At 70.2% G+C, this 24,623-nt stretch carries 18 protein-coding genes; 5 read left to right on the forward strand and 13 right to left on the reverse strand.

Annotation, left to right across the window (positions count from 1 at the left end; genetic code table 11):
• Positions 1-7: 7 nt before the first annotated feature.
• Positions 8-1,357 (reverse strand): serine/threonine-protein kinase, encoded by a 1,350-nt coding sequence (locus tag I8N68_RS15260; protein WP_200210632.1) that lies wholly within the window; start codon positions 1,355-1,357, stop codon positions 8-10.
• Positions 1,358-1,515: 158 nt separating this feature from the next.
• Here I8N68_RS15260 and I8N68_RS15265 point away from each other — a divergent pair, with 158 nt between their 5' ends.
• On the forward strand, positions 1,516-2,016 hold the full coding sequence (locus I8N68_RS15265; protein ID WP_200210633.1) for a hypothetical protein: 501 nt from the start codon (positions 1,516-1,518) through the stop codon (positions 2,014-2,016).
• 59 nt (positions 2,017-2,075) lie between these two features.
• Here the strand turns inward: I8N68_RS15265 and I8N68_RS15270 are convergent, their stop codons facing one another.
• From I8N68_RS15270 to I8N68_RS15280, 3 genes are all read right to left on the reverse strand, one after another.
• On the reverse strand, positions 2,076-2,915 hold the full coding sequence (locus I8N68_RS15270; RefSeq protein ID WP_200210634.1) for an amino acid ABC transporter ATP-binding protein: 840 nt from the start codon (positions 2,913-2,915) through the stop codon (positions 2,076-2,078).
• A 6-nt stretch (positions 2,916-2,921) separates the two neighbouring features.
• On the reverse strand, positions 2,922-3,716 hold the full coding sequence (locus I8N68_RS15275; protein WP_200210635.1) for an amino acid ABC transporter permease: 795 nt from the start codon (positions 3,714-3,716) through the stop codon (positions 2,922-2,924).
• 82 nt (positions 3,717-3,798) lie between these two features.
• On the reverse strand, positions 3,799-4,578 hold the full coding sequence (locus I8N68_RS15280; protein WP_234039747.1) for a basic amino acid ABC transporter substrate-binding protein: 780 nt from the start codon (positions 4,576-4,578) through the stop codon (positions 3,799-3,801).
• A 295-nt stretch (positions 4,579-4,873) separates the two neighbouring features.
• On the opposite strand from I8N68_RS15280, the gene sthA reads away from it, so the two are divergent.
• Positions 4,874-6,277 (forward strand): Si-specific NAD(P)(+) transhydrogenase, encoded by a 1,404-nt coding sequence (sthA, locus tag I8N68_RS15285; protein WP_200210637.1) that lies wholly within the window; start codon positions 4,874-4,876, stop codon positions 6,275-6,277.
• Positions 6,278-6,313: 36 nt separating this feature from the next.
• Here the strand turns inward: sthA and I8N68_RS15290 are convergent, their stop codons facing one another.
• From I8N68_RS15290 to I8N68_RS15300, 3 genes are all read right to left on the reverse strand, one after another.
• Positions 6,314-6,724, reverse strand: a complete 411-nt coding sequence (locus I8N68_RS15290; protein WP_200210638.1) for a hypothetical protein — start codon at positions 6,722-6,724, stop codon at positions 6,314-6,316.
• A 61-nt stretch (positions 6,725-6,785) separates the two neighbouring features.
• Positions 6,786-7,835, reverse strand: a complete 1,050-nt coding sequence (locus tag I8N68_RS15295; RefSeq protein ID WP_200210639.1) for an SEC-C domain-containing protein — start codon at positions 7,833-7,835, stop codon at positions 6,786-6,788.
• 158 nt (positions 7,836-7,993) lie between these two features.
• The gene (locus I8N68_RS15300; RefSeq protein ID WP_200210640.1) at positions 7,994-8,878 is read right to left on the reverse strand and encodes an NAD(P)-dependent oxidoreductase; all 885 of its coding nucleotides are present in this window, start codon (positions 8,876-8,878) and stop codon (positions 7,994-7,996) included.
• Between the two features lie 227 nt (positions 8,879-9,105).
• Here I8N68_RS15300 and I8N68_RS15305 point away from each other — a divergent pair, with 227 nt between their 5' ends.
• Positions 9,106-10,290, forward strand: coding sequence for a low temperature requirement protein A (locus tag I8N68_RS15305; RefSeq protein ID WP_200210641.1), 1,185 nt, complete (start codon positions 9,106-9,108; stop codon positions 10,288-10,290).
• Here I8N68_RS15305 and I8N68_RS15310 read toward each other — a convergent pair.
• Together I8N68_RS15310 and I8N68_RS15315 are read right to left on the reverse strand one after the other, a co-directional pair.
• Positions 10,255-11,481 (reverse strand): low temperature requirement protein A, encoded by a 1,227-nt coding sequence (locus tag I8N68_RS15310; protein ID WP_200210642.1) that lies wholly within the window; start codon positions 11,479-11,481, stop codon positions 10,255-10,257. The two genes, I8N68_RS15305 and I8N68_RS15310, sit on opposite strands and share 36 nt — an antisense overlap.
• 266 nt (positions 11,482-11,747) lie before the next feature.
• A complete protein-coding gene (locus I8N68_RS15315) occupies positions 11,748-17,372 on the reverse strand; it encodes a GH92 family glycosyl hydrolase (RefSeq protein WP_200210643.1) in 5,625 nt (1,874 codons plus the stop codon).
• A gap of 465 nt (positions 17,373-17,837) precedes the next feature.
• Between I8N68_RS15315 and I8N68_RS15320 the strand changes: the two genes are divergently transcribed.
• The gene (locus tag I8N68_RS15320; RefSeq protein WP_200210644.1) at positions 17,838-19,199 is read left to right on the forward strand and encodes a vanadium-dependent haloperoxidase; all 1,362 of its coding nucleotides are present in this window, start codon (positions 17,838-17,840) and stop codon (positions 19,197-19,199) included.
• A 52-nt stretch (positions 19,200-19,251) separates the two neighbouring features.
• On the opposite strand, the gene I8N68_RS15325 is transcribed toward I8N68_RS15320, so the two are convergent.
• The 4 genes from I8N68_RS15325 to I8N68_RS15340 form a co-directional block, all read right to left on the reverse strand.
• The gene (locus tag I8N68_RS15325; protein ID WP_200210645.1) at positions 19,252-20,187 is read right to left on the reverse strand and encodes an SCO6745 family protein; all 936 of its coding nucleotides are present in this window, start codon (positions 20,185-20,187) and stop codon (positions 19,252-19,254) included.
• A gap of 157 nt (positions 20,188-20,344) precedes the next feature.
• Entirely contained in the window at positions 20,345-21,277 is a 933-nt protein-coding gene (locus tag I8N68_RS15330) for an NAD-dependent epimerase/dehydratase family protein (protein WP_200210646.1), read from the reverse strand.
• A 202-nt stretch (positions 21,278-21,479) separates the two neighbouring features.
• Positions 21,480-22,106 carry an FMN-binding negative transcriptional regulator gene (locus tag I8N68_RS15335; RefSeq protein WP_200210647.1) on the reverse strand — a complete coding sequence of 209 codons (627 nt, stop codon included), beginning with the start codon at positions 22,104-22,106 and terminating at the stop codon, positions 21,480-21,482.
• 2 nt (positions 22,107-22,108) lie between these two features.
• A complete protein-coding gene (locus I8N68_RS15340) occupies positions 22,109-22,996 on the reverse strand; it encodes a DMT family transporter (protein WP_307812835.1) in 888 nt (295 codons plus the stop codon).
• Between the two features lie 49 nt (positions 22,997-23,045).
• Here I8N68_RS15340 and I8N68_RS15345 point away from each other — a divergent pair, with 49 nt between their 5' ends.
• Complete coding sequence (locus I8N68_RS15345) at positions 23,046-24,449, forward strand: aminotransferase-like domain-containing protein (RefSeq protein WP_200210649.1); 1,404 nt, start codon at positions 23,046-23,048, stop codon at positions 24,447-24,449.
• The last annotated feature ends 174 nt before the right edge of the window (positions 24,450-24,623 follow it).

Consider the following 24,623-nt stretch of genomic DNA (forward strand, 5'->3'; position numbering starts at 1 on the left):
GGCGCGATCAATCGGTCGCCTGCGCTGACGGCGAAGCGGACTGAGGACCCGGCCCAGTGGTGGTCGGCCCGCCGGTAGGTTCGGCCGGGGCCGGCGGTTTGCTGGACTGTTCAGGAGCCTGCGACGTCGTGGCGGGCGTCGCACCAGGCCGGTTGTTGCTGGACGGTACGGAGCCAGCGGGTGCAGGTTCCGACGCTTGGCCAGCACGCGTGGTGAGGTCGGGATCAGGCGATGCGCTGCGCGCTCTTGTCGGCGTGTGCCCAGGGTCGCCGCCGACGGAACCCGGATCTGACCTGACCACGGAGGGCGTTGGCACCCCGGAGGGACCAGGCGACCAGCCGGTGGGGTCAGCGAGCACCACGGCGGCTGCCGCAGTGGCCAGGAACGCAAGGACGATGCCGGCGATCACATGCCACCGGCCGACCCCTCGGCCAGGCGGGCCAGCGGCTTCCGGTGACCAGCGAGCCGTGGCGTCGGCGGCTCGCGGTACGGCCAGAGCCGCGAGCGCAGGACCCGGCCGCTCACCGGACGAGTCAGCGATGGCCTCCGCAGTGGCCGCCATGGCCGCGGCGGTCGGAATTCGATGATCAGGGTTCTTGGCCATGGCGGTGGCGACCAGGTCGCGGGCGGCTGCCGGGACATCATCGGGCAGCGGGGGCGGCTCCTCGTCAAGGCGGCGCAGCGCCACGGCGACGGGGTTGTCACCGAAAAATGGGGGATGGCCGGCGAGGCAGTGATATGCCACGGCTCCGAGCGCATAGATGTCCACAGCGGGAGTGACGCGCTCCTTGGACAGCTGCTCCGGCGCCATGTAGAGGGCTGTGCCCACAACCTGGTTCGCCGCCGTCAATTCTGTTGCCTCCGCGGACAGCGCGATACCGAAGTCGACGAGGACGACGTGCCCGTCCGGCTCGATGATGAGGTTGCCCGGCTTGACATCACGGTGGACCACGTTGACATCGTGAGCGGCCTGCAGGGCGCGGGCGGTCTGCGCGACGATCGACAGTGTCTCGGCGGTGCTCAGCCGACCTGCCTCGGCGATCCGCTCCGACAACGGCTGCCCCTGCACATACGCCATCACCAGGTAGGCGAGACCGGATCCGCCGGGCAGGGCGGCTTCGCCGTAGTCGTAGACCTCCGCGACACCGGGATGCCGCAACGCCGCCATTGCCCGCGCCTCTCGCCGGAAACGCTCACCGGCACTCGCGTCTGTCAGGACTCGGCTGTGCAGCACCTTGACGGCCACGGTTCGCTTCAGCGTCTCGTCGACAGCGCGCCACACCTCACCCATGCCGCCGGCGGCGATCCGATCGGTCAGGCGATATCGGTCGCCGATGAGATCCCCCACGTCTGCCATCCGGTTCCCGTACCCCACGGGCTTGTCTCTCAAGCCAGGACGCCACGCACCGCTGCCGGTGCAGCGCCTGTTCGTGCTCGCGTCGCCCTGCGGGCTGAGGCAGGGATGTAACAAGTACCCGGTTGATCGCGCCTGTATCGAGGTGAAGTCAAGCCTGGGTGAAGGGCACCAGCGTGCCTGATCTTTCCGTCGTCGCACGTGAGCGGGCAGCGCTGGCGACAATTGCCGACACGATCGTGGCCGCGTCGGTCGGCAAGGGCCTTCGGGTGGCCGTGGCCTGCCCAAATTCACACCTCGCCCTGGTCGATTACCTGACGCAGGCGCTGCATGCCCGTGGCCGGGCCTGTCGCTGTCTGCATGGGCAGCCGAACCTGGTGGACGCAGGCGGTCCGGCCCCGAGCGACCAAGGGAACAATTCGACCCTGGTCCTGATCACTTCCGGACTGGTCACCGACACCGACCGCGGCGTGCTGAACGTGAACATCACCGTGGTTGCGGCCGAACCCGCGGCACGCGATGGCAACGTCAGCCAGCGGGAGACGGGCGGGGCGCACTCACCGGCGGGTGGTGATCCGGACATCATTCTCGACTACCGCGATCCGAACGCGGCCATGATCCGCTACATGGCGCCCCATCTCCTGGCAGGTGGCCGGCAGTAGGCCCCGGGCGCCAGCGTCGCCAACTCGTCAACTGGCAGGACGCCTACCGCCGCACGCCGTTACAGGTTGTGGCGGTCGTCGGCCGGCAGGCGAGGCGGTTGCGGTGGCTCGGGCGACTGGTCGGGCTGACCAAGCTGCGCGACATGGGTCGGATCGAGGACTCGAGAGAGGAACGAGCGGGTCCGTTCGTGCCGCGGCGCACCGAGCACCTCTTGCGGCGGCCCCTGCTCGACCACCACGCCGCCGTCCATGAACACGACCCGGTCGGCGACGTCCCGGGCGAACGCCATCTCGTGGGTGACCACCATCATCGTCATGCCGTCCTCGGCGAGCTTGCGCATGACGGTGAGCACGTCGCCGACGAGTTCCGGATCGAGCGCGGAGGTCGGCTCGTCGAAGAGCATCAGCTTGGGGTCCATCGACAGCGAGCGGGCGATCGCCGCCCGCTGCTGCTGCCCGCCGGAGAGTTGCGCCGGGAACGCGTCGGCCTTGTCGGTCAGGCCGACCCGCTCCAGGTTGTCCCGCGCGATCCGCTCGGCCTCGGCGCGACCGCGCCGGAGTACCCGGCGCTGGGCGATGGTGAGGTTGTTCAGCACGGTCAGATGCGGGAAGAGGTTGAACGACTGGAAGACCATGCCGATGCCGCGGCGTACCGAGTCGATCTCGACGTCCGGGTCGGTCATCTCGACGCCGTTCACCCAGATCTTGCCGGCGGTCGGCTCCTCCAGCAGGTTCACGCACCGCAGCAGGGTCGATTTGCCGGATCCGGACGGCCCGATGACGCAGACCACCTCGCCGTGGCCGACCTCGAAGTCGATGCCCTTGAGCACTTCGAGCGGCCCGAAGGACTTGTGCAGGTCCCGGATCTCGACGGCGGGCCGGGGTTGGGTAGTCGTCATGTCGGGTCACCGAGCCTTGGCGTAGCGGAGTTCGAGGCGTCGTACCACCTGGGAGAGGGGCAGGGTGAGGACCAGGTAGGCGAAGCCGGCCACCAGCAGCGGGGTGGCGTTCACCCGGTCGTTCAGCGTGTCCCGACCGAACTTGGTGACCTCGATGGTCTGCGCGGTCACACCGAGCACGTAGGCGAGCGACGAGTCCTTGGTGAGCAGGATGAGTTCGTTCGTCAGTGGCGGGATGACGACCCGGAACGCCTGCGGGATGACGATGGTGCGCATCGCGGTGAAGTGCGACATGCCGAGGGTGCGTGCCGCCTCCATCTGCCCCTTCGGCACGGCCTGGATGCCGGCCCGGATGGTCTCGGCCATGTACGCCGCGGCGGTCAACCCGAGACCGATCGCGATCGAACCGAACACCCCGCCCGGAATCTCCCGCTCCGGGAAGGCGATGGGAATGCCGTACCCGACGAGGAAGAGCACCAGCAGCGCGGGCAGACCCCGGAACAGCTCGATGTACGCCGTCGCCACCCAGCGGTACGGAGCGACCCGGGACAACCGCATCAGCGCGAGGACGGTGCCGAACACGAGGCCGAAGGCGAACGCACCCAGCGTGTAGAGGATCGTGTTGCGCAGCGCGACGGTGATGATCGTCGGGAACATCGACTCGATGATGTCGACCCGGAAGAAGGCCTCTCTCAACCTGCCCCAGTCCGCGGCAAAGATCACCACGGCGATGATGGCGATGAAGGCCAGGTACTGGAGCCAGAGGGACAGCCGCTCTCGCTGGCGGCGTCGCAGCTTCACCGTTCGACGCTCCTTGACTGTGCGGAGGTTGCCGACGCGGAGGGCGCGCGCCAGGCGCGCGCCCTCCTGCCAGGCGTCTGAATCACGCGTTCGGCAGCTTGCCGATCCACTTCTCGTAGATCTTGTCGTAGGTGCCGTCCTGCTTGGCCTTGGCCAGCACCTCGTTGATCTTCTTGAGCAGTTCCGGGTTGCCGTCCTTCTTCACCGAGAACCCGTACTGCTCGCCGGTGTCGAACTCGGCAGCCACGTCGAAGCCGCCCGGGTGCTCCTTGATGTACTCGGTCCAGACCGGCAGGTCGTTGATGGCGGCCTCGATCTGGCCGTTGGCGAGGGCCTGCTGCAGGGCGGCGAGATCCTCGAACTCGACGAGTTTCAAGCCCTTCTCCGCCTCGAACTTCCGGGCGTAGTCACGGCCCGTGGTCGCCGCCTGGACGCCGAGCTTCTTGCCCTTCAGGTCGTCGAGCGACTTGTACGACTTGCCGGTCTTGACCAGCATCGCCTGAGTTGCGTCGAAGTAGGGATCGGAGAAGTTCATCACCTTCTGCCGTTCCTCGGTGATCGTCATGCCGGCGGCGGCCGCGTCGCACTTGCCCGTGTTCAGGTCCTGGCCGGACTTGATCCCCTCGAACGGCGTGTCGACGATCGTCTGTTCGACGCCAAGTTCCTTGGCGACCAGGTCCATCACGTCGACGTCGAACCCGATCACCTTGCCGCTGGCATCCTTCGACTGGAAGGGCGCGTACGGCAGGTGGGTGCAGACGGTCAGCTTGCCCTTCTCGATGAGCTTGACCCCGCCCGCCTGGACCTCGCCCTCATCCTTCTTGGCACATCCCGCGCTCACCGCGAGGGCGGCGATCGCCATGATCAAGCCAGCCTTACGGACTGCGCTCTGGAAAGTCACGCTGTGTCCCTCCGGTTCGGCGCCCTGTGACGGGCAGCCAGTGCTGAAGCAAAGACGGTGCGACATGGGACGGTACCTGATTTGGCAGGCGGTACCTAGATCACGTGAGTCGTTGTGCCAATCCTGTGGCCGTCACGGTCAGTAAACCCGGCACTCAATCTGCAACCGGACGGCGGGTGGCGGCACCAGCAGGTTGCGCAACCTTCCCGGGCAGCACACCTGGCGCGGCCCGCAGCATCTTGGGACGCTGACGGTTGTGTATGACTACGACCTGTTGGTGCTGGGCTCCGGACCCGGTGGCCAGAAGGCCGCGATCGCCGCCGCCAAGCTCGGCAGGCGGGTCGGCATCGTGGACCGCCGCGACATGATCGGTGGGGTGTGCATCAACACCGGCACCGTCCCCTCCAAGACGCTGCGCGAGGCCGTGCTCTATCTGACCGGCTTGAGCCAGCGGGACCTGTACGGCAGCAGCTACCGGGTCAAGGAGGAGATCACGGTCAGCGACCTGGCGGCCCGGACCCAGCATGTGATCAGCCGGCAGACCGACGTCATCCGCAATCAGCTGGCCCGCAATCGGGTCGCGATGATCACCGGCACCGGCCGGTTCGCCGACCCGCACGCGATCTGGGTGGACGGGGGCTCCGGGCGCGAGTCCAAGGTCACCTTCCACAAGATCATCATTGCCGCGGGCACGCGCCCGGCCCGACCGGACAGCGTCGACTTCGACGACCGGACGATCGTGGACTCGGACGGCGTCATCAACCTCCAGGCCGTGCCCCGCAGCATGGTCGTGGTCGGCGCCGGCGTGATCGGCATGGAGTACGCGTCCATGTTCGCCGCCCTCGGCACCAAGGTGACCGTGGTGGAACGCCGCGACCGGATGCTCGAGTTCTGTGACGAAGAGGTCGTCGAGTCGCTCAAGTACCACCTGCGCGATCTGTCCGTGACGTTCCGCTTCGGCGAGGAGGTCGCCGCGGTGGAGAAGCACCAGACCGCGGCGCTGTGCGTCCTGATGAGCGGCAAGAAGATCGTCGCGGACACGGTCATGTACTCGGCCGGCCGCCAGGGCCAGACCGACGACCTGGCGCTCGAAGCGGCCGGGCTGGAGGCGGACAAGCGCGGCCGGATCAAGGTCGATGCGAACTACCGCACCGCGGTGGAGAACATCTACGCGGTCGGTGACGTGATCGGCTTCCCGGCGTTGGCGTCCACGTCGATGGAACAGGGCCGGCTGGCCGCGCAGCACGCCTGCGGCGAGCCGGTCCGCGCGCTGCGCGAGTTGCAGCCGATCGGCATCTACACGATTCCGGAGATCAGCTTCGTCGGGAAGACAGAGGAGGAGCTGACCGACAGCTCGACGCCGTTCGAGGTGGGCATCGCGCGCTACCGCGAGCTGGCCCGCGGCCAGATCGTGGGTGACTCGTACGGCCTGCTGAAGCTGCTCGTCTCGCCGGAAGACGGCCGGCTGCTCGGCGTGCACGTGTTCGGGACCGGCGCCACCGAGATCGTCCATATCGGGCAGGCGGTGATGGGCTGCGGCGGCACGGTCGACTACCTGGTCGACACGGTGTTCAACTACCCGACGCTGGCCGAGGCGTACAAGGTGGCCGCCCTGGACGCGTGCAACAAGATGCGCAACATCACCCGGATCGACGGTTGAGAGGCCCCGCCCCTGCCGCCGTTCGGTCAGCCGCCCTCAACGTCGGGCGGTGAGGGGCACGAGCACGAGGACGGCAAGGCCAAGGGTGGTGGCGCCGACAGCCCACCACCAGAAGAATCCCGAGAAGACCGAGGCGATCAGAAGCCCCAGGCCGAGGCCGGCCAGCAGGCCGAGTCCGAACAGGGCCCGCGGGGGCAGGGCGAGGTACGGCAGGCGCCGCACCACGAGCACCTCCAGCCAGGTGCCGCCCGACGCGAGCAGTGCTGCCCCCACGCCGTCCACGGCGGACAGCCCGTGACCTTCGCTGACTGGCACGAGGACTCGGCCCTCGTCACCGGCGGGGACAAAGAGGATGAGCACGCCGACGACCAGGAGCAAGACGCTGACTGCCACCTGGGTGCGTGGTGCACCGCCGATACTTTGGGACATCACCAGAGTCTTGGTCATCCGCCGTGATTCCGACAGGAGACGTATCGCCGAACATCTGATGTCGGCGCCGCGGGGGCGGTCAGCTACGGGAGCGCGGCAGGCAGCACTTCTTGTACTTGAGGCCCGAACCGCACCAGCAGGCGTCGTTGCGCTCCGGCGGCCAGGAAATCTGCGCGCCGGGCCGGGTCGCCAGGTCTCGCGCGTAGCGGGTGCGGATCTCCGGATCCGTCGGATCCCCGTTGTGCCGGCTGGCGTAGCCGTTCAGCCCATCCACCGATGCGCTGACCACGCTCAGCCCGGTCCGACCGGTCCTGGCCTGCTGGACGAGGTGCCGTTCCAGGCGGCCCCGGTGCGCGTCCCAGTCCGGCCCGTACGCCTCGGTCAGCTCTGCGTGCTCGGCGAGCAGGCGGTCGAACTCGGCCCGGGGCCAGAAGAGCAGGTCGGGCTCCGTGCCCTGCCGCTCCTCCGCCCGGCGGACGAGCTGAGCCTCCAGCCGGTCCGCCAGATCGTCCTGCCGATCGTGCGGCAGGTTCAAGTCCCGGCGTACCCGGTGCCGCTGTTGCAGCAGGAAGAAGAGGACGCCGGGCGCCTCCGGAGGGCCGATCTCCACCGTCGCCTCGGCGGCGGGTACGGCTTCCGTGGGTGCTCCGGCAGCAGTGGCGCGCCTGCCGAGCACGGTGTCGACCGCCTCGCTCAACCACTCCTCCGCGATCACCGAGAGACCGCCGGCGTCCAGGGCCGCGCTGACGTACGCCGGGGCCTCGGGCTGCTCGATCAGGAGCTGGCGCAGCGCGGTGAGTTCCGCCATCGCCTCGTCTTTCCGGCCGCCGGCCCGGAACAGGATGCGGGCCCGCAGCGCCCGGGCGAAGCCGGCCCGGGCATCCGCTATCGACGGGTACGCCTCCACGGCCCGGTCCGCGTACCGGAGCGCGGCGTCCAGCCGCCCTCGGATCTCGGCAATCTCCGCGGCCAGGGTCAGCGCGTCCCCGGCATCCGCCGGCTCCGCCAGCCGGCCCTGCTCCACCGCGTCCGCCAGGTCGGCGGCGATGCCGAGCGGATTGGCCGTGCCGAGCGCCGAGCGGCGAAGTTCATCGAGGTCAGCGCTGGTTATCACATCTTTCGTCGGCACGATCTCACGGTACGTCGGCTTCCGCCCGTAGCGCTGGCTGATCACCTGTTACGCCGATCTCACGCCGCCTATGGTCGCGGCCTGGTCTCCACCTGGGTGTGCGGGAACTGCCCGACGCGTGGGCCACGATGGACGTCCCGCAGCCGGCGGAATCTGCCTTACACCACCTCGCCCAGTCGCGACAGGGCACGGGTGACCACCGTCAGATCCTCGGCACCGAACCCCTGGTCGACCACCCACTGCCACTCCGACGCCAGGCTCTCCGCGGTCGGGAAGCGACCCGCCTCCACCTCGCGCAGCGCCAGGTTGACGTCCTTGAGCCCCAGCGCGAGAGAGTACTGCGTCGTGTAGTCGTCCCGACCGATCCGCTCCAGCTTCTCCGCCGCCCAGGGCGAGACCAGCGGGCTACCGTGCAGGGCGCCCAGGACCGCCGGGCGATCCAACCCGAGCGCGTCGCCGAACGCGACCGCTGCGGCGAGCCCTTCGGCGACGAAGGCGAGCAGCAGGTTGTTGACCAGCTTCAGTCGGGAGCCGGCCCCGGCCGGGCCGACCCAGACCGTACGCTGCCCGACCGCGTCGAAGACCGGCGCGACCCGGTCCCGGACCTGCTCGGGCCCGGAGGCGAGGACGACGAGCTTGCCCTGCTCGGCCGGGCCCCGGCTGCCTGCGACCGGGGCGTCCACCAGGACGATGTCGGGACGCTCCGCGGCGACCAGCCGGGCCAGGCGCTCGGTCTCGGTAACGCCGATGGTGCTCATCTGGGCCCACACCGCGCCCTCGGCCATCGCGGCCAGCATCCCCTGGTCGGTGGCGATGGACCGGACCGCGTCCGCGTCGGTCACCATGGTGACCACCACGTCAGCCCGGCGTACCGCGTCGGCCGGGCTCTCGGCCACCTCCGCGCCCTGGTCGCCGAGCCGCCGGGCCGGCTCCGGATGGCGGTTCCAGACCACCGTCGGCAGGCCGGCTCGGAGGATGTTGCCGGCCATCGGCGCCCCCATGCCGCCCAGCCCCAGTACCGCCACCTGCCGCGCCTGCGTCATCTACGTCCCCCGCTCCTCCTACCGGGGAGCGTAGGCCAGCAGGTGGTGCGGGCGGACCGATCCGGCGGAAGCCGGCGTGGAGAACGTTCCGCTGGTCACGACCGGCACGGCAGTCGCTTCAGTCGTTTCGACTCTCCGCTGAACCCCGCTTTTGTAGGTTGGCGGGGAGCGCCAGGTTGCCCGCGCCTCCGCTCCCCGGTACGGGCGTGCCAGAGGAGGCAGAGGCGGTGACGTCCAGTCCGCTACCTCGGATCCTTCGCCGGCGCGGCGAGCCCGACTATCCGACGTTCCTGGAGCTCTTCTTCGACCTGGTCTACATCTTCATGCTCTCCCGGCTCTCGGCCGCGCTGGCCGAGGACCTCACCGTCCGGGGCGCCGCCCGGGCCGCCGTCCTGCTGTGTGCCGCCTGGTGGGTCTGGGTGCTGACCGCGTGGCTCACCGACCTGTTCAACCCGCGGCTGCCGATCATCCAGGCCACCGTGCTGGCGGTCATGTTCGGCACCCTGCTGATGGCGATCGCGGTGCCGTACGCCTTCGCCGACTACGGGTGGCTCCTCGTCGCGGCGTACTTCGGCATCCACCTCGTCCGGGACGCCGTCCTCATCCCCGGTACCCGGGTGAACCGCCCGATCCAGGCCAGGAGCATCCGGGTCTTCTTCTGGTTCGGCGTCACCGCCGTGCCGTGGGTGGCCGGGGCGTTCGTGCACGGAACGGCCCGGCTGCTGCTCTGGTCGGTCGCGGTGGTCGTCGACCTCGGATCGGCCCGGATCGGCTGGCCCACGCCGAAGCTCGGCCGCACCGAACTCGCCAGTCAGATCTTCACCGGCACCCACCTGTCCGAGCGGCACCGGGAGATCTTCATCATCGCGTTGGGCGAGCTGATCCTGAGCGCCGGCACGGGGCTGGGCGGCAGCGGCTTCCAGGCCGGCCGGGTGGCCGCGAGCGCCGTCGCGTTCGCCAGCGCCGTCGTGCTCTTTCAGCTCTACTTCCACCGGGTGCGGCAGCTCCTGGCACCGCCCGCCGTCACGGTGGTCGAGCGGGTCCGCTCCGGCACCTCCACCTCGTACAGCCACCTGGTGATGGTGGCCGGGGTGCTGCTCGTCTCGACCAGCGTCTCGCTGGTCATCGACCGGCCGTTCGGTGCCGCGCCGCCCGCCTGGGCCGCCGTCATCCTCGGCGGGCCGGCCCTGTTCCTGATCGGGAGCTGCCTGTTCGACGCCGTGCTCACCGGCCGGGTCCTCTGGTCCCGGGCACTGGGGGTGGTGCTGCTGGGCGCCAGCGCGCCCGCGGCGGCCCTGCTCCCGCCGCTGGCCGTCCTGGTCGGGGCGAACCTGGTCCTGCTGCTCACCCTGGTCTGGGAGACGCTGCCGGCACGCTCACGGCTGGTCCGGGCCACCGTGCCGACCGGGTGAGGCTCCCCCGAGCGGCGGTGGCCTCGGCGTGCGGGCGTGCAAACGGGTGCTCACCAGGTTCGCGGCCGCGACCAGGGCCAGGACGGTCATGGCGAGCAGCGCGATCAGCACCGGCGGCAGCAGGGACGAGGCCGGCGCCACTCCGGCCAGCAGGACCAGCCCGGCCAACCGGGACCGGGAGATCCGACCGAACACCGTGTAGTCCAGCACCCCGCGGCCGACCAGGAACAACGCCGGTCCGCCGAGGATGACCGCAGCCCACGAGGCCGGAGTGTCCCCGAACGGACGCACCACGACGAGGTGGCTGGTGACCGCCATGCCGCCGATGCCGGCCACCATGATCAGGTGGGTGACCGCGGCCGACTGGGTGAGCAGCGACGGGTTCGTCGACCGCGCGATGGCGTCGGTCAGCAGCTCGCCGGCCCGGTAGATGTAGATTCGCCAGGCCAGCACCACGATCAGGAAGACCACCAGCAGGGCCCGGGCCCGATCCAGGGTGTATTCGTTCATGCTGAACGTCGTCCCGGTCACGAAGAGAGCCGCGCCGAGCGCGACGATGACGAACTGCCGGTACCGCTCGGCGACCCGCTCGCCGACCAGCCGCCACTCCTGCGGCTGGGCCCGCCCCAGTCGGGGCGCCGGCCAGCCGAGCGAGGCGGCGACGTACTCGACGCCGACAGTTGCCGCCCAGAGCACCAGGCGGGTGGGGCCGGCCGCCAGCCCGCCGCCGACCCAGCCGACCGCGGCGATGAGGTACCAGAACAGGACCCGGCCGCTGCGGCGCGGCTCGGACGCGTCGCGCCGCAGCAGGAGGTAGTAGCTGCTCGAGCCGAGGTGGATCACCAGGTAGGTGACCGCGAAGAGCAGGCCCCGCTCGCCGTACGCGTCCGGCGCCGCCGCCGCCAGCAACAGACTGGCGGCCGCCACCCCGATGAACTGGACCTGGACCGCGGGCCGCGCCAGGTCGAGGGTGTCCGCGGCCCACGCGGTCACCGCCCAGACGAGGGTGAACGCGAGCAGCAGGACCAGCGTCTCCCCGACGCCGGTCCAGGTCAGCTTGTCGGCGAGCGTCCTGGCCAGGGCGATCAGCGCGAAGACGTAGACCAGGTCGAAGAAGAGTTCCAGGAACGCCGGCCGCCCCGGATCCCGCTGGGCCGGGGCAGCCGCACCGGCGCCGCCCTCCGCTGCCATCGACCTCCTCCGGGACCGCCGCGCCGCCCTCGTCAGACGACACTACGGGCACCGGTTCGACGACAGCCGGACATCGCACGTCATACCCCCGCTAGACGTACTGCCAAAAAGGCTGGTCAAGGTTGGGTGACGACACGACGTAGCTGGACGTGGTGCTGGGATGGTCCGCGTGTCGAACCACGACGGCGGCGTACTCCCGCAGCTCCACCCGCTCCTGGGCGGGCCGTGACAACGGCCCGCCCAGGACGGCTCTGCTACCGCCGGACTCAGCTCGGGCCGGTCACGGTGAAGGGCAGGGCAACCCGCGTCACCGAATCGGCGCCCGCCAGCGTGATGCTGGTCGAGCCCACCCCCGCAGTCCCAGGAACGCTCACGGTCACGCCAGCGATGACGCCGTCACCATTCGCGCGCACGGTGCTGGATGCGAGGCCGTCACCGAAGCTGATGGTGAGCGCCTCATTCGGCGCGAATCCGGAACCGTCGACCGTGATCGACGTACCGCGCGGTCCCGACGTGGTCGACAGCGCCACCTGCGGTTGATATGTCGGCACTTCCGGCTGCCCGGTCACCCGGACGGTCGCCGTCGCCGGTGTCCGCGAGGACGCGCCGGTGGCGGTGACGGCATACCGGCCAGGCTCCCCGTCAGGAGACGTCGCGATCGACGCATGTACCGCTCCCGCCGTGGAGGCCGCGACCGTCATGCTCCGCGAGGGGTCGGTGCCGACGGTCACGGTCACCTGCTCGCCCGCGGCGAATCCGCGGCCGTTGACGGTGATCGCGTCACCGGCGGCGAAGGTGGCGGACGCGGACACCGCGATCGTCGGCTGAGGTCCGCCACCCGCCACGGTCACGGTGAAGGTCTCAGTGCTGCTCGACAGGCTGTCCCATGCGGTGACGTGCACCGGGTACGTGCCCTCCTGCGCGTAGGTGTGCTGTCCGCTCATCGCACCCGTCGGGCCGACCGTGACGTCGTCCGGAAGCGTGCCGTCGCCCCATTGGACGCGCGCGTGGTAGCCCGTCGTGTCGGGAGCGCCGCCGGTCACCGAGCCGAGGTTCGCCGAGAGCACCTGCCCGGCGATGGCCGTCTGGTCCTTCGGAGCGGCGGTCGCCAGCGCGGCGGCCGGCGTGCCGTCGTCGGCGATGGCGAACACGTGGATCCGGCCCGCCGAGCCGGGGTCGCCGGTCTGCGTCGGCAGGGTCACCGAGACGAGCGTCTTGCCCGCCGGGATCTGGTACGGCGTGGTGGCGAACAGGAACGGCTGTGCGCCGTCCCGGCTCGTGCCGCTCAGCCGGTACGCGGCCTTGGCGACGACGATGTTGCCGTAGGACGGGGTGCCGTTGGCGTTGCCACCCAGCGTCCAGTCACTCATCTGGATCGGGATGCTGGCAGTGCTGCGGTCGCTGAACGTCGCCGTGCCGGTGGTGCTCTGGTTGCCCTGCGTGCCGGCGCCGATGAACGAGATGCTCCTGGCGTCGGCCGGAAGCTGGAGAACGACCGTCCTACCATTGCCGGTCGCGTCGTCCGGCTGCCCGGCCGGGATCGCCGGCAGCGTGAAGTGCAGCGCCGTTCCGGGTACCTGGTGCTGCTGGCCCTGGGTCACGCCGGCCGCCGCGAGGGCGGCCCGCGAGTACGCCCACGACTTGGCGTCGCAGTTCGCCGCGAGGGTGCCTTCGTCGCCGATGCAGACGGTGTCGAATGCGGCGGTGAGGCCGGAACTCGGCGCGTAGGCCACATCGACACCGACCGTTGCCGAGCTCTGGCTGCTTCCGTCGGTCACCGTGACGCCGGCCTGGTAGTAACCCGGCTTGGCGTAGGTGTGGGAGCCGCTGACGCTGTACACGGCGCGCGAGCTCACGGACAGGGTGCCTGCGGTGGCCGGCGAGCCGTCACCCCAGTCGATCGTGGCCTGGTAGCCGGTGGCGGTGCCCCCGGTGACGGTGGCCAGCGGCACCGACACCGCGGCGCCGGAGGTGGCGTGCACGCTGCTCGCGGCGGTGACCGCGACGGCGCCGCCGCCAAGCAGGACGTCGCCGCCGGCGAGCAACTCGATCTCGGCGAGGGTCGGCCGCGCGGCGCCGACCGTCTTCGTCACGGCCAGGCGGAACTGCGCGAACTGCCCCGGATCGCTGATTTTGAACGGCCGGGTCTGGTCGCGCCACCGGAACGCCTCGCCGCTGCGGGAATCGACGGTGGCCCAGGTGATCCCATCGTCGGAGCCCTGCAACTGCCAATCCGTCGGGTCGCCCGCGCTCGCTCCTGAGGTGAGGGTGTAGTAGGTCGGCATCTGCTTGCTGCCGCGGAACACCCAGGTTATCTGCGGGGTGCCGGTGGCGAAGGTCAGCTGGGTGGTCGAGGAGTCGTCGAACAGCTTGGCGGCGTCCTGTCCGCCGCTCACGGTGGCGGTGCCGAGACCGGGTCCGGTGGCGTCCTGCAACGGCTTGGCCACGGCGTTGCCCTTGGTCAGTGACGGCGGCGCGTCGTCCTGGCCGGTGCCCCAGGACGACGGGTCGGGCCCCATCTGGAAGTCGATCGTGCCGCCGCGGGCGAGGACGGACGAATCGATGGAGACCGCGCGCTGCGCCTTCCCGTTGACCGCCACGCTCTGCACGTAGACGTTCCGGGTGCTGTTGTTCCGCGCGTTGACGACGATGTCGCCACTGCTCCGGTGGACGGTCATCCTGGTGAACTGCGGCGAACCGATGGCCCAGTTGGAGGAGCCGGCCTGTAGCGGGTAGATGCCCAGCGCGCTGAGGATGTACCACGACGACATCTCGCCGTTGTCCTCGTCGCCCGGGTAGCCCTGGCCGATCTCGCTGCCGACGTAGAGGCGCTGCAGGATTTCCCGCACGATCGCCTGCGTCTTGGCCGGCGCGCCAACGAAGTCGTACATGTACGGGGTGTGGTGCGACGGCTGGTTGCTCATGCCGAGCTGGCCCATGCGCACCGCACGCGCCTCGAGCATCTCGTGGATCGTTCCGCCGTACCCGCCCGGATGGTCGGCGTTCTCCGGGGTGGCGAAGAACTCGTCGAGCTTCTGCTCCAGCGCCTTCCGCCCGCCGTACAGGTTGGCGAGCCCCTGACCGTCCTGCGGCGCGGTGAACGCGTAGTTCCACCCGTCGGTCTCGGTGTAGACGCCACCCCAGTCCAGCGGATCGCCGGCCACGAAGGTGCCGGCCGCATCGCGGCCCTGGAAGAACTTCGTCTTCGCATCGAAGAGGTTGACGTAGTTGCGGGCCCGCTGCAGGAAGTACCGCGACTCCTCGTTGAGCCGGTCGCGCTCCGACTTCGGCGTGGCCGGGTCGTTGGCCAGGGCCGCGCCCATGTTGCCGATGCCGTAGTCGTTGATGAAGCCTTCCAACGCCCACGACACCGACTCCCCGGTTGAAGTCGGTGTGTAACCGAGGAACAGGGAGGTCTCGATGCCCTTGCGGCCGACCTCGCTGCGCCCGGACGCCACGGTCGCGTCCTTGACCGCCGCGTCGTAGGCGCCGAGCGGGTCGGGCAGCTCGACGCCGCTGAGGTAGGCCTGGGCCATCGCGACGTCCGCGCTGGTGCCGGTCATCAGGTCGGCGTAGCCGGGCGACGACCAGCGGGCGATCCACCCGCCGTCGCGGTACTGCTGGACGAACCCGTCGGCGATCCTGGCTGCGACGTCGGGGTACAACAGCGAGTACGCGGGCCACACGGTGCGGTAGGTGTCCCAGAACCCGTTGTTGACGTAGATCTGCCCGTCGACGATCTTCGCGCCGGTCCGCGTGGCGGTCGACGTGCCGGTCGGCGGTGACACCGGGCTCGCGTACTGCCAGTGCGGCGCGGCGGCGGTGCCGGTGTTCTCCGACTGCGAGTTCGGATACAGGTTCAGCCGGTACAGGTTCGAGTACAGCGTCACCAGCTGCATCTCGGTCGCACCCTCAACGTCGATCCGGCCGAGCCGGTCCTCCCATGCCGCGGTGGCGGCCGCGTGGACCTGGTCGAGGCTGTTGCCGGTGACCTCCAGGTCGAGATTCCGCCGTGCCTGGTCGACCGAGATGAACGACGTCGCGATGCGCAGCGTCACCTGCCGGTTCTCTGAGGTGTCGAAGGTGGCGGACGTGGCGGAGGACGTCGTCGGCGCCCGGTCGAAGGTGCCGGAGACGAACATCCGGCTGCGACCGGCCGACAGGCCGCTTCCGTTGTCGACCCAGCCGGTGAACGTGCCGTCCGTACCGATGGTGAACGTGCCGTTGTAGAAGACGAGGCTTCCGGTGGCCTGCCCGGACGGGAAGGTGAAGGCCATGATCCCGCCGTGGTCGGTGGGCGACAGCTGCGCGATCAGGCCGTTCTGCAGGGTGACCTGGTAGAAGTCCGGCCGCGCGATCTCGTCGTCGTGGCTGAAGGCGAGCGCCCGGCGGCTGGGCGCTCCGGTGAGCGATCCGCCCGCCGGCACCGGCATGACCGACATCTGGTCACGATCACCCATCCACGGGCTGGGCTCGTGCGAGATCGCAAGTCCCTGCAGCGTGGGCAGATTGGCCGCGTTGTTGTTCCGCTGGTACTCGTACTCCCAGCTGTTCGAGGTGGCACTGGTGACGGGCGTGAAGAAGTTGAAGCCGTTCGGCATCGCCGAGATCGGCAGGTTGTTGCCTCGCGAGAACGAGCCCGACGCGTTGGTTCCGCGCCGCGTGTCGACGTAACTGGTCAGGCGGGAGCCGTCGATCGGTGTCGGAGCGGCCGCCAGCGTGATGTCGTCGAGCCAGCCCTGGAAGCGGGTCGAGGTCGTCGCATGGGGATTGTCGTAGGCGAGCAGGACGCGGTCGATCGTCTTGCCGTTCGCGACCGCTCCGATGTCGGACTGCACCGCGTTCCACTGGTCGGCGTAGAGCACCTTCGACGCGCCCTGCCCGGCGGCCGTGAGCGGGTATCCGTGCTGGTCCACGGGCGAAAGCAGGCTGAGGTAGCCGCCGTCGGTGAAGTGCAGGTCGAGCGCCGCATAGGTGGACGGATACTGGGTGTCCTGGCCGGTGAACTCAGGGAAGATCTTGTAGGACAACCGGGTCTTCGGCCCGACCGGGATGTCGACGTCGAACACCCTGTTGGTCGCGTACGAGCGGCCGTCGACCTCGGCGCCGCCCGAGTATCGCAGCGACGCCAGCCCGGTGAATCCCGCCCCAGGTTTCATGTTGTGGCCACTGACCGGACCGGTGCCGGCGACACTGCCCATCGGGGTGGCCGGCGGCTTGACGTTCGAGCCGTCGCTGATGTCCCAGTCGGCGAGCTGGATGAGGGAGTCACCGGAGTTCGCGGAGACATTCAGGCGGTAGTAGCCGTAGGCGGTCGTGTTGGTGAAGCTGTAGGTGTTCGTGGCGAACCGCCCGCTGAAGCTCTGTCCTGTCTGCCTGTTCAGGTCGGTCCACGTGTTGCCGTCGGTGGACCCCTGCACCGTGAAGTCCTTGGGGTCACGGGTCGGGGCGTCGTTCGCGGAGGTCAGCGCGTACCGCACCACCGCCGCCGGCCTGGCCAGCTGGTAGGTCACCCAGCCGGTCGGGTTGAACGCCAGCCACTTGGTGGAGGCATTGCCGTCCGTGAGGTTCGCGGCGGTTTCGTTCGGCGGGTTCTCGGCGCTCGCGGTCACCGCATCGACTTGGCCGAGCAGGCTGCCGGGCAACCCGGTGGGGCTCGAGCCGCTCAGGTTCGCCTGGACCGGCTTACCGCTCGCGTCGACCTCCACAGTGCTCGCCGCGGGTTGCGGGTCCGCCGACTCGAACGAGGAGCTGAAGTTGCCGGACAGTGCCGTAGTGGGCGCGGCAGTCGCCGGGGGTGCGGCGACGAGCAGTCCCGCCGGCAGCAAAACCGCAGCTGCCGTGGCGAACAGCGCTCGCACCCCTGGTGCTGACCCGGGGATCTCGGCCATGCACTCTCCTTCGGAGTTTCCCCTGCGGCATGACATCGTTGTCACCGAGACTCGTGAGCTACGAAGGCAGGCGCAGGGACTGCCGCTGATAGTTCCGGGCAAGCCACGACCATGTCAATGGGTTGATCAAAGCGAAACAGGCCGTCGCCGACGGATGACCGCACTGCTGCCTGCGCCGCAAGGCATCAATCCCCGCCCTCGCCGGCCTCGACGCCGGCCTCGCTCCGTCATCCTGGCCGCGCTCCGATCAGCCGCCCTCGCGCCTACGCCGGAGTACGACGACCACCCGGACGACTGGCAGACCGCACACGTCGGCCTGCGAAAATCGGCCAGGCCGACAGCGGCGAAACCTTCTGGCACGACGGCAAGGGCGTGGCCGGGCAGCCGGGCCACTTTGGACGGACGGGCCGACAGCCGGCCGGGTTCGCCCCTTCGGCCTATCGACGAGCACAGCGACTGGCATCTATGGTCATCGTGCTCAATGGAACGATCCTCGTGACACGGGGTGAACTGACGGGTCGGGAGCATGGGGGGACGATCGTGACAAGCAGACGTCGAAGGGTTCGCACACTGCTGTGTACGAGCCTCACCGCAGTCCTGGCAGCCGGGTCGCCGCTCGCATTCGCGCCACCCTCCGCGCAGGCGGCAACCGCCGCGACCCCCGCGGATTCCGTCATCACCTGGGACCTCAACGCCGAGACTGCGATCTGGGACGTCGCGCGTCAGGCACCGCAGGTTCAATCACGCAGCGCCGCGATGGTGCACGGAGCCATCTACGACGCGGTGAACGCGATCGCCGGTAGCCCCTACCAGCCGTATCTGGTCGCACCGCCCGCCGACGGGCGCGAGTCCACCGACGCGGCCGTCGCCACCGCGGCCTATCAGGTGCTGAACGCCATCTTCCCGAACCAGCACGACACGCTGCGGGCGCAGTACGACCAATCGCTGGCCGCACTGCCGAACGGTCCTGCCACGCAACGGGGAATCGACGTCGGCACTCAGGCTGCCGCCGCAATGATCACTGCCCGGCAGAACGACGGCGCGTTCGGACCGCAGACCTTCGCCGTGGGTACCGAACCCGGCCAGTGGCGGCCGACGCCGCCGTTCTTCGCCAACGACGGGGGCTGGGTCGGCCACCTGACCCCGTTTCTCCTCCCCAGCGCGTCGACCTTCCGCACGTCCGGGCCGCCCGCGCTCACGAGCGCCCAGTACGCCGAGGACTACAACGAGATCAAGGCGGTGGGCTCGGCTTCCAGCACCGTCCGCACGGCTGACCAGACGGATGCGGCGATCTGGTGGCACGACCGGCGTCTCGGCGAGTGGGAGATCAAGCGCCAACTCGTGACGACCCAACGGCTGAATGCTCTCGAGGCCGCACGTATGTTCGCGATGGTGGACCTCGCCGAAGCGGACGCGGTGATCGCGTGCTTCAACGAGAAGGAGGCATGGAGCCGCTGGCGTCCCGTCACCGCGATTCAACTGGGCCACACCGATGGCAACCCGGACACCATCGCCGATCCCAGCTGGACTCCCCTGCTTGTCACGCCACCACACCCGGACTACACCTCCGGGCACACCTGCAACACCGGCGCGACCATGTCGGCGCTGGCCTACTTCTTCGGCCGGGACAACATCTCGTTCAGCGCGTACAGCAGCGACTCCGGCACGCGAAGGTACTTCACCAGCTTCTCCCAGGCGCTCACCGAGGTCATCGACGCACGAGTCTGGGGAGGCATCCACACCCGCAGCGCCGACCTGCAGGGGGCGCGCATCGGCCTGGCGACCACGGCCTACATGATCCGGCACTACTTCCGCCCGCTGGGGTAACTTCCCGCCAAGCACTCCAGGCTCGGCGTGTCAGGCCGGACCGGCTACTCCCTCAATCGGACAGTCGCGGGGAAGTCGGAGCCCGGCCGACACGCGACGGCGGGGCGTTGTCGACGTTGAGCAGTCCAGCGTCGACCACCGCCCGGCTCATCGGCCGGGTCAGCTCGGCGAGGCGGGCGCACCCGTCGGCGCCGAGCACCGTGTACGCGGGCGTGGCGAGCCGGTCGGTGGCCGCCTCGATCCACGCCCGCTGCGCCCGTCCGCTGTCGCTCAGCGACGGCTCGTCGCCCTCGATCAACCCGCGCCCACGCAGGCGCTCGACCGCGTCTGCCCACTGCTCGCCGGTCCAGCCGCGGGTGCGGCGCAGGAAGCGGACCGGAACCTCGCCGGACGCGGCGTGCAGCACCAGTGCCTCCAACCCGGTCAGGCCGGCGAGCACCAGGGCGGCCACGTGCCCGTCGCCGCGGAACTCCCGCAGGATCGTCTGGGCCTGCCAGAGGATCAGGTGCGGCTGCTCCGGCCAGGGCAGCGCGGCGTGGGCGGCGAACAGTGGCCGCCCCTCGGGGTAGGCGGTGGCGGACTCGGCGGCGCGACGGGCCAGCTCGGCGGCCTCGACCATCTCCGGGCCGTACACCGCGTCGCCGAGCGCGCGGGTCAGGGCCGCACCGGCGGCCTCCAGCCGGGCGGCCAGCACGGCCGACGGCGTCACCCGCTGCCAGGCGGCCGGCAACACCCGGGCAATGAGGTCCGGGTTGAAGTTGAAGAAGCTGGCGACGACCGGGCCGGGGCCGACCGGCCCCAGGGCAGCCGCCCGGGAGGCGAAGTAGCCGGCCGGCTCCGCGATGCCGAGGGCGGCGTACCGCTCGTGCGCCTCGGGCACGAAGTAGATCATCCCATGCAGGGGCTCGGTCACCCGCCAGGCGTGGCGCACGACGGCCGGGTCGAGTGCTGCCGACTTCTGCCAGCTGGGATCCGCCACGTCCGTCATGTCGCTGCCTTCCGTCGACGACGTTACCGGTCGGTAGCTTCCCATGCCGGCGAGGGCCGTGTCACCCACCAGTCCCCGCCCCCTCGCTCACACTGCCGAGGATCCGGTAGGCGATCGAGAACAGCAGGGGCCAGGTCCTCGAACTCCTCCGCCCCGGTTACGCCAGCTCTTCCTTGAAGCCCTGGCGCCACGAGGGATAGCGCAGCTCCCAGCCGAGCTCCCGCTTGGCCTTGGCGTTGGAGAAGCCGCGCCCCTCGGTCATCATGATCACCGTCGCTTCCCCGGCCAGCAGTCGGGCCAGCCACTTGGGGACCCGCATCGGCCGCTTCGCCCCCGCGCACGCAGCCAGATGAGGCAGCCACTCGCTGGCCGGGGCCGGTTCGTCGTCGACGATGTTGAAGACGCCCCGCGCCTTTTGCTCCACCGCCAGGACGGTGGCGCTCGCCGCGTCGTCGAGATGCACCCACGAGCCGTAGCCGGTGCCGCCTCCGACGAGCGGGAACTGCCGCTTGCGCACGAGTTCGACCTGATCGTCAGTGGCGCCCGGCCCGTAGAGCCCGCCGTACCGCAGGACTGCGCCGCCAGCCCTGAGGACGACCTCCTCGAGGTGGCGGATCGCCTCCGCCCCCTTGCGCATTACCGTCCCCGTCTCCGGGTCCAGCGGGTCCTCCTCGGTCTTCACCCATCCGCCCTGCCGGATTCCGTTCCAGTTGGCGTAGCTCTGCGCGACGAAATGGAATACCCCGGCCGCCTCCGCCGCGGCCAGCAGGTGATCCGTCCCCTCCGTGCGCAGCCGGATGGTGCCGGCAAACCACCGGTCGATGTGCTTGATATCGGGCTTGCCGGCGTGCACGGGACTGATCGCGGTCATCTGGTGCACGATCGCGTCCGGCCGGGCCGCGGCCACCGCCTCACCGACCGACATCGCATCCAGCCCGTCCATCACGGCCGCCTCGGCGCCCAGCTGCTGCAGTAAGCCCAGCTTCGCCGCGCTCGTCGTCGTCGCCGTCACCTGGTGGCCCCGGGCCACGAGCTGCGGCACCAGCCGCCGCCCCAGGACCCCGGTTCCGCCTGCCACGAAAACCCGCACCATCATCACCTTCCCGATTCCGAATCTGTCTCCGAGACCCGAGACGAGACAGCCCGGCCAGCTGTGACCTGGGAGGCTCGGCGAACTCACCGATGTCGACCGGCCGTGGGCAGGTTCGCCACGTACCTGAGTAACGACGCCCACCTGCGCGGTGTGGCGTGGCCGCTCGCCTGGCGGGCCGTGCGGCCGGCGGCGCCGAGGGTCAGCGGGTGGGGCGGGTACGGTCCATCGCGGTAGCGGTGGCGTCCTGGCCCGTTGCGCGCAGACCCGTGATGACACCGTCCACATCGGCTGCGGAGCGGTTCTGGCTGAGCTTCCACTTCGCCTCCAGGCGGCTGATGCGCAGCTCGACGCCGACGATCGCGCGTAGCTGGCCGGTGACGAAGCCCTCGGGTGCGTCGTCGACCGACCACGGGTGCGGGCGGCCGGCCTCATGCTGGTCGGTCAGCCGCCGTACCAGTGCACCGACCCAGGTCGGGTCGTCGTGCACCAGCAACTCGCCGTACGCGTGGACGACGACGTAGTTCCAGGTTGGCACGACCCGGCCGTGCTCGGCCTTCGTGGCGTACCAGCTCGGTGAGACGTAGGCGTCGGGTCCGCGCAGGATGACCAGGGCCTCGCCGAGCACGGGCTGGCGCCACTGGTCGTTGTTGCGGGCCAGGTGGGCCAGGAGCGTGCCGTGCGGGCCACCGTCCGGGTCGTAGAGGAACGGCAGCGTGGTCGCGGCCAGGCCGTCGGCGGTCGCGGTGACGAGGTCGGCGGCGCGGTGGTGGGTCAGCAGTTCACGGACAGCGGACTCGTCGGCGGAGAAGTGGGCGGGTACGTACATGGTCAGGCCCTTCCCAGTGCGGGCACCTGCGCGCTGTTGCGGGTGCGTTGGATCAGTACGACGCAGGCCAGTACCGCCAGCGCCGCCGCGATCGAGGCCGGGGTGACGGTCTCGCCGAGCAGCAGCGCCGACCAGACCAGGGTGAGCACCGGCTGTGCGAGCTGGATCTGGCCGACCTGGGCGATGCCGCCCCGAGCCAGGCCCGCGTACCAGGCAAAGAAGCCCAGGAACATGGAGACCACGGTGAGGTAACCGAACGCCCGCCACGCGACGGCGTCGGCGTGCGGGTGATGGGCTACGGCAGCGACGATCATGATGGGCACGGTGACGGGCAGGGAGAGCAGCAATGCCCAACAGATCGTACGGGCGCCACCCAGCTCGCGGGCGAGCGCGCCGCCCTCGGCGTACCCCAGGCCGCACAGCACGACCGCCGCCAGCAGGAGCAGGTCGGCCAGGGACAGGGCACCATGAACCGCACCGCTGGCGCCGAGGAAGGTGAGCACCGCCAGCAGCCCACCGGCGCTCGCGACCCAGAACAGCAGCGGTGGGCGCTCGCCGGCCCGCAACACCGCGAACACGGCGGTCATGGCGGGCAGCACGGTGATGACGACCGCGCCGTGCGCGGAGGTCTGGCTGATGAGCGCCAGCGAGGTGAACAGCGGGAAGCCGACGACGACGCCGAGGGCGACGATGGACAGCCGTCGCCACTGACTGCGGGTGGGTCGCGGCGCGCCGGTGAAACGCAGATACGCCCATGCCAGCAGCGCCGCGCCGACGGCCCGACCGAAGGCGACGAACCAGGGGCCGAGCTGCTGCACGGCGACGCGGGTGGCCGGCAGCGACATGCTGAAGGCCAGCACGCCCAGCGCGCCGAGGGCGAGGCCGATCACACGCTGCGCTGTTACCGTGGTCTTGGCAGTAGCGCTACTCTGATCTTTCATGAATGACGGTAACGCAGCCGAACGAGTTATCCAAGATCTGCGTGGGCTCGTGGCGGTCGCGGATCCGGGAACGCGGCTGCCCTCGGTACGCGAGTTGACCGCCCGGCATCGGGCCTCCCCCGTCACCGTCGCCAAGGCGATCCGGCAGCTGGTGGCCCAGGGGCTGATCGAGGCACGATCCGGCACAGGCACCTTCGTGGCCGCCCGACCGGACGAGCGACGGACCCCCGACCTGTCCTGGCAGACCGTCGCGCTCGGTCCCCGCCGACCCGGCGAGGACGAGATGCAGGCGCTACTGGCGTTACCGCCCGCAGGAGCGATCCCGCTGTCCGGCGGCTACCTGGACGCGGACCTGCAGCCTGCCGCCGCGCTCGGCACCGCGCTCACCCGCGCCGCCCGGCAGCCCGCGTCCTGGCAGCGCGGACCGGCCGAGGGGCGCGAGGACCTGCGCGCCTGGTTCGCCCGCGAGGCCGGGACTGGGCTGCGCGCCGACGACATGGTGATCTGTCCTGGCGGACAGGCCGCGCTGTCGACGGCGCTGCGCGCGCTCACCGCGCCCGGCGACACCCTGCTCGTCGAGTCGCCGACCTACCTGGGCGCACTGGCCGCCTCCCGGGCAGCTGGACTGCGGGTGGTGCCGGTGCCCGCCGACGCCGACGGCGTACGGCCCGACCAGCTCGCCGCCGCGTTCGCCCGCACCGGCGCCCGGCTGTTCTACTGCCAGCCGCTCTACGCCAACCCGCACGGCGCGACACTGGCAGATCACCGCCGGGTCCAGGTCGCCGAGGCCGTACGCGACGCCGGGGCGTTCCTGATCGAGGACGACTACGCCCGCGACCTCACCATCGACGGGGAGACCCCGCCGCCACTGGCCGCCGACGATCCCGACGGGCACGTCATCTACCTGCGCTCGCTGACCAAGTCAGCCGCCCCCGGGCTGCGCGTCGCCGCGATCGGCGCCCGCGGCCCGGCCGGCACCCGCCTGCGCGCGGCCCGGCTGCTCGACGACTTCTTCGTCGCTGGCCCACTGCAACAGGCCACGCTCGATTTCGTCACCGCCCCAGCCTGGGCGCGTCACCGCCGCGCCCTGCGTACCGCGCTACGCACCCGTCGCGAGGCGCTCCTGACCGCGCTCCGCCGGCACCTCCCAGAACTCGCCCAGCAGCCGGTCCCGCGCGGCGGCCTGCACTTCTGGGCCCGCCTCCCCGAGGGCACCGACGACGTCGCGCTGGCCGCCGCCGCAGCCGCCGAAGGCGTCATCGTCTTCCCCGGCCGCCCCTGGTACGCCGCCGAACCCCCGGCCGCGCACCTACGCCTCACCTACGCCGCCGCCCCACCCGACCTCATGGACGAGGCCATCCGCCGCCTCGCTCGCGCCTTCCACAAAGGAACGATAATTTGATCTTGAGGGCGCGGAGGCACAGCGAACAATTGCTGGTTTCCCGCTAGGCTCCGCTCGATCAACTTCTGAAGGAGCGCTAGGCAAACCTGCCGCGCCTGGCCGGGTCCACCCGTAACCGCGGCAGCCTGGTGCCGGCTAAGCCTGCCTCGAAGCCAAGCTCGGAGCCCTGTGGTC

The organism is Micromonospora coerulea, assembly GCF_016598485.1.
Lineage (GTDB): Bacteria > Actinomycetota > Actinomycetes > Mycobacteriales > Micromonosporaceae > Micromonospora > Micromonospora coerulea.